The organism is Streptococcus oralis (assembly GCF_001578705.1).
GTDB classification, from domain to species: Bacteria; Bacillota; Bacilli; order Lactobacillales; family Streptococcaceae; genus Streptococcus; species Streptococcus oralis_J.
This window is the reverse complement of the sequence record NZ_KQ969051.1, coordinates 1-340: the sequence shown is the minus strand read 5'-3', so window position 1 is coordinate 340 and position 340 is coordinate 1. Positions and strand designations below refer to the sequence as shown.

General features: G+C 37.4%; 1 protein-coding gene. It reads right to left on the bottom strand.

All coding sequences use genetic code 11. The annotated features are described in order from the left end of the window. Positions 1-7: 7 nt before the first annotated feature. Positions 8-340 (bottom strand): IS3 family transposase (locus SORDD05_RS09660; protein ID WP_061419489.1); only part of this gene is annotated, 333 nt, incomplete at its 5' end.

The following is a 340-nucleotide window of genomic DNA, read 5'->3' as shown; positions in this document are numbered from 1 at the left end:
AAATAATTTAAGCGAAGGATTTAGTTCTGTATTGCATAGGGCTAAGTCCTTTTAGTTTGACCTTAATTCGTTTGTTGTTGTAGTAATCAATATAGTCCACAATAGCTTGTTCCAATTGCTTAAGCGACTGAAACGCCTTCTCATAACCATAAAACATTTCCGATTTCAAAATGCCAAAGAAAGATTCCATCATACCGTTGTCTGGGCTGTCACCTTTACGTGACATAGATGTTTGGATTCCCTTACTCTCTAAAAACCTGTGATAAGAATCGTGTTGGTATTGCCATCCTTGATCACTATGGAGACTCGTATTCTCATAGTATTTCTCTGTAAAGGCCTG